We start from the raw sequence: 5,198 nt of genomic DNA, 5'->3' as shown, positions 1-5,198 counted from the left end.
GCCGAACGCAACAGTGCCTACTTCACGTATATGGACTTCCCGGCTCAAGTGCAGAGGTGCGTATATACGACCAACTGGATTGAAAGGCTCAACAGGAAGTACAGGAGAACCATCCAAATGAGAACATCCATGCCATCAGAGAAGTCTGTCATCTTCCTCCTGGCAGCCGTGGCGATGGAGGAAACAAAGACGACATATGAAAGGAGAATATATCAATTCAAAAACTGGAAATAAAAGAATAAAATAACAGTGGAAGTACAGAGAAAGGAAAGATGAATTACACACTTTTAAGGACAGTACCAGCTTTTTCCGGTCGCAAACTTTCTATGCTTGGCTACAATAAAAACAGACAATGTATGCAATCAATTTTCAGAACAGCATTCTACCTTCGCAGCAACTATGTGAACAAGGAAGGAAAAACGCCAGTAATGCTACACATCTATCTCAACAATGAGCGGATGTCTCTAGGCTCCACTGGCATCACCATCGTGCAGTCCCAATGGGATCGCAAAAAAGAGCGAGTAAAAGGGCGTCACACCGAAGCTCTGAATACGAACTTGCAACTGGATAACATCCAAAGTGGTTTACAAGCCATCTTTCGCAAGTTAGAAATGACAGATGAGCTTTCGTTAGAGCGTATCAAGTCAGAACATCTTGGCAAAAAACAAGATATAGATACCATTATGCAACTCTTTGACAAACACAATGAAGATGTTGCAGCTCGAGTTGGCATCTCAGTCACTGCGCCCACTCTTCAAAAGTATAAGGTCTGCAAAAGACGCTTTTCTGAGTTTCTAAAAGATAAACTCAGACGCCGAGACCTCAAGCTCACGGAGCTAACCTATATGATTATACATGATTTTGACCTATACCTACGCACAGTGGTGGGGCAAAATCCTAATACAGCCACTAAAACGATGAAGACCTTCAAGACTGTCGTCATTTTGGGGCAAAAGTTAGGCGTACTACATCACGACCCTTTTGTCAACTTCCGATTTCACTTAGAGTCAGTGAATAGAGGGTTCTTGACTGATGAAGAGGTCTTACAGATTGTCAACAGGGAGTTGAATATCCCGAGATTGGAGCTGGTACGAGACATCTTCATCTTTTCCTGCTTTACAGGTTTAGCCTACATTGATGTAGCTAATCTTACACCCGACAATATCGTGATGCTTGGTGGCAAAGAGTGGGTTATGACTAAGCGACAAAAGACAAGCGTGGAGACCAATGTGCTGCTCCTCGACATCCCTAAGCGCATTATCAGTAAATATAGCCACCAAATTTATCGTGATGGCAAGCTCTTCCCTATCCTTAGCAATCAGAAGACCAATTCATACCTCAAAGAGATTGCAGATATATGTGGTATCAAGAAGAACTTGACTTTCCACCTAGCTCGACATACCTTTGCGACAATGTCACTGAGCAAGGGAGTTTCGATAGAGAGTGTCTCTAAAATGCTAGGTTATACCAATATCCGAACAACGCAAATCTATGCCCGTATTACCAATAAGAAGATTGAACATGACATGGAGCAGTTTGCTGACAAGCTAGGCAAGTTCAATACGGCTATGGGTATCGGGGAGAATAGCTGGCAATAAATGCAACCATTAAAACCAAATAAGAAGATGAAGACAACGAATAAGAAAGAACTATCCTACTTCCGCTTAAACCCAAATCGGTCATTAGGATTTCTCTGTGTCGTACGGCAAAGAGAAATCCTAATGACCGATTTGGGTTTAAAGGCTCATTCGCCTTGTAGATAAAGGGATATAAGAGGTTTTAGGTCTCTTTTTGTCACTTATACCTGATTTTAAATTATTTATAAATAATAACAGGATGCCCTGTTTATTACAGTGATAGCATCATTTTCAACAAAACATCTCTACTTCTTAATTGTGTAGCTGTATATATTTGTTGAGTGTCGGTTATTTGCTGTCGGATGTATTTATTCTTGCCCAGAAGATTATTGCAGACAAGTCCTATTTCGTAACGTTTACGACGATAATATACGGATATGTCGGCAAAGTATGTGAACGAGACTGAATGGTCGTTGCTATGGTACAACTCATTGTTCCACTCTATTTGGAAATTACCAGGCATAAGAAAGCACTTCAACTGATGACTGAAAGAACGCAAGGGTTCAATATTGAATGCTGCATTACCCTTTGATAGTTGCCTTATATAACTATAAACACTCTTCTCCTCTATGGAGAACCACTCAATAGGTTGCAACGAAAAGGAAAGAGAGATATTAGCAGATTGCGTTTGGAAAGGTACAAAACTATTTCCAATAAGCATCTTATAGTTGCTCCAATTGTAGGAACAGCCAAGGATAGTTGTCAAATGTGCAATGTTCCAACTTTCACTCATTCGTCCATCTATACCATGTGTGGTACTATTTGCTGTAAAATCTGTTGCAAACGTCTGATAAGAGTTGTTTATAACACGTTGCGAATACATACGTTGGTTTCGCATATTGGTAAAGCTATAGCCTATATTGACAAAGAAGCCTTTCAACACGTCTTTATATTCTACAGAGGTTCTAAAAAAATGCGACAGCGTATAGTCGAGTTTCCCGTAACCTTGTCGCATCGTTATATAGTCTGTAAACAAAGGAATGTCTATCGTTGAGGAAAACTCATTAGGTCGCCACGCATAGTTATAGATACCCATAAGCGTTAACGATGGTGTAGGCATGGCAGATATATATAAATGTGGTTCTATGGTAAGCGTGCTTTTATGCTGACTTCCGTAATATCGTTCTGTCCAGTAAAGCGGTGTACTGGCTGTGAGATGAATATTGTTCGACTTGTAACTGAATGTAGGACGAACGAAACTCCTCCATTCACTATATCTTCGTTTCGCACTTATGCTATCATATTCGATGTTCATTCGTTGTAATTTTGCATCTGTTCCAAAATCGTAGTTCAGATGAAATTTGCCCACTTTATGTCCCCAATAAGTATTAAATCCGCCCAATATGCTATGTTTTTCCAATCGTTCGGTAGTTTCATTTGACAGCAACAGCAAATCTGGTGCATAATTTAATGAGAGATAGGCATTCGCTGAAATAGAATGTTTACCGTTAAGATTTCGGATGAAGGAAAGTTTGTCGGTGAGATAGCGTTGACGTGGCTTTACATATTGGCGAGTATTTCTACCATTCAATAGCGATGTACCATCGCTTTGGTCGAAGTCTATATATCCTCGCAAATCATTGGTAAGGTATTGCTTATCCGTATTTTGCTTGTACAGCACCTCTGCATTGAGTGCGTTGTGATGGCTTTGTGCCGACACGTCTTCCATGATTGCCTTGCTACCTGCCATTGTATAGATGGTTGAAGTTGTTCGCCTTTGTATAGTTTTGTCTACCATTGCATCCAACTGTATTCGCAAGTCGTTGTTGCCTTTTGTCTTGAAAAGCCAATTTGTAGCAAACAGGTGTGTTTGGTTAAATCGGCTTCTAGCAGTTTCTATATCGGGTGCTGGCAATGAAATATTGGCGAGAATTCCGCCGTCTGTGGGAGCAGAGTCGTCTAAATAGGCAGCCATTGGCGACACTTCCTGTCCAATACTCTTACCTGTGTTGTTGTTTTTATACATGCTGATACTTTGCACTTTTCGCGAGAAGAACATAGAAAAAAGCCTATTGTTATAGAGGAAGTCAGACTTCCTGTCCATTGCCATACCAACAGCAAGGTCTATGGTATGTGTCCATACGTTCTTTGCGCTATCTCCCAAAACGATATTCAGTGCAGCTTGCTCACTGAAACTGGTGTTTTTCAATGCTTTGATTGGTTGATGACGCTCGAAGACTTGTATTTTCTTTACTTTGTTCACATCAATGTTTTCTGATGCTTGTGTATATTTTCCACCAAGTAAATCCATTCCTTCAATATAGAACTTATTGATTTTCTTGCCTTGATATTCTATGGATCCATCTTCGTTAATGGCTATTCCTGGCATTTTTTTTAATACATCGGCTATGGTTCTGTCTTGCTTAGTTTTAAAAGAATTGACAAGGTAGTTAAGCGTATCGCCTTCTTGGCGTACCTTCTGCGACTTCACTACCACCTCTTTCAGTTCGTTTGTTTTCTCTTGCAATACAATATGTTGCCCATTCTTGAAATCAGATATGAACAAAGAAATTGTTTCGTAGCCCATCTTTCTTACCTCTATTATGCGAAACTCTTTTCCTTTGGCATCAATGGAAAAGCTACCATTAGGGCTTGAAAAAGTGTAAGCTATGGTTTGTTTCCCGTTTTTCAAAAACACGGCAGCACGCTCAACAGATGTGTTTTGTGTAGATACAATCTGCCCTGTAAGTATTTGACCTTTTGCCGTGATGGCAGACAAGAGAATTAACCATATGAGAAATGCTTGCTTCATTTCTTGTTCAAATCTTCTATCAACAAAGGAGTCAACTTTCTTTTCTTTATGTTACCGCTGCCACGCACACCTTTGAGTCTGATGATAGCTTCCTGTGGGTCGGTAGCAGTAAGAACTTCGAGTTTCTGTAAGTCGGCTGCATTTGTATCTATAAAGTTTTTCTTAGCAATAGCAATCTTTTCTCCATGTCCTTTTTGTATGCCTGTGCATTCAAAAGTATATTCGGCATTGTCAGAAACTGCTTTCAGTATCAGTCCCGGTAATCCACATAGTTTCCAAGGTCCTTCACTTATGGTAAGGTCGGGTGTATACCATACTGTCCATACTCTGCCACGAAAAGCCGTTCTTGCCTTGTTGCAACTATATTCGGCAATGATGCTGTCGCCATCTAAAAGTTCCCAGTCTAACGTTGGCATAGCCTCCTCATACTTAAAGGCTGTATTCCCCACAAGTTCTGTGGTATAAGTAAGTTTGTTTGCTATGGGATAGTTCTTCAATACTACATAGTGTTGTCCTAATTTAGAACTTGCTCTCATCTTGGAACTTGCTGCTAGAACCTGAGAAAGATTTCCGCCCGTGGTTTGTACCACACTGTCTAATGTCTGCTGTTGTGTTATGTTAGTGGCAGAATAGAAACTGCTGCTGTGCTTTCCAACCAATAATATCATATCATCGAACAGCTGCGGACGTTCTACACAAGACTTAAATGCTGCTTTATAACTAATTTTTAGCGTAGCCGTGTCTGTTTGTCCACAAATAGAGCTTAGTTTAAACACGGCAGCTAAAAATATGAGTATTATTTTGTATCT

At 40.3% G+C, this 5,198-nt stretch carries 3 protein-coding genes and 1 pseudogene; 2 read left to right on the top strand and 2 right to left on the bottom strand.

Annotated features, from left to right (window positions below; all coding sequences use genetic code 11):
• A pseudogene (locus tag E0E16_RS14870) lies at positions 1–234 on the top strand (transposase); the annotation flags it as partial.
• Positions 235–356: 122 nt separating this feature from the next.
• Positions 357–1,598, top strand: coding sequence for a site-specific integrase (locus E0E16_RS00585; protein ID WP_181951306.1), 1,242 nt, complete (start codon positions 357–359; stop codon positions 1,596–1,598).
• A 250-nt stretch (positions 1,599–1,848) separates the two neighbouring features.
• Here the strand turns inward: E0E16_RS00585 and E0E16_RS00580 are convergent, their stop codons facing one another.
• Together E0E16_RS00580 and E0E16_RS00575 are read right to left on the bottom strand one after the other, a co-directional pair.
• Positions 1,849–4,389, bottom strand: coding sequence for a hypothetical protein (locus E0E16_RS00580; protein ID WP_130828380.1), 2,541 nt, complete (start codon positions 4,387–4,389; stop codon positions 1,849–1,851).
• The gene (locus E0E16_RS00575) at positions 4,386–5,165 is read right to left on the bottom strand and encodes a GLPGLI family protein (RefSeq protein WP_165444167.1); all 780 of its coding nucleotides are present in this window, start codon (positions 5,163–5,165) and stop codon (positions 4,386–4,388) included. The genes E0E16_RS00580 and E0E16_RS00575 overlap by 4 nt, the downstream gene beginning before the upstream one ends.
• Positions 5,166–5,198: the final 33 nt, after the last annotated feature.

The organism is Prevotella rectalis (assembly GCF_900607215.1).
Classification (GTDB): domain Bacteria; phylum Bacteroidota; class Bacteroidia; order Bacteroidales; family Bacteroidaceae; genus Prevotella; species Prevotella brunnea.
This window is presented reverse-complemented; position numbering and strand designations above follow the sequence as displayed.

Coding starts and splice junctions, on each gene's coding strand:
- E0E16_RS00585 (WP_181951306.1), top strand. CDS start 357: ATGCAATCAATTTTCAGAACAGCATTCTACCTTCGCAGCAACTATGTG.
- E0E16_RS00580 (WP_130828380.1), bottom strand. CDS start 4,389: ATGAAGCAAGCATTTCTCATATGGTTAATTCTCTTGTCTGCCATCACG.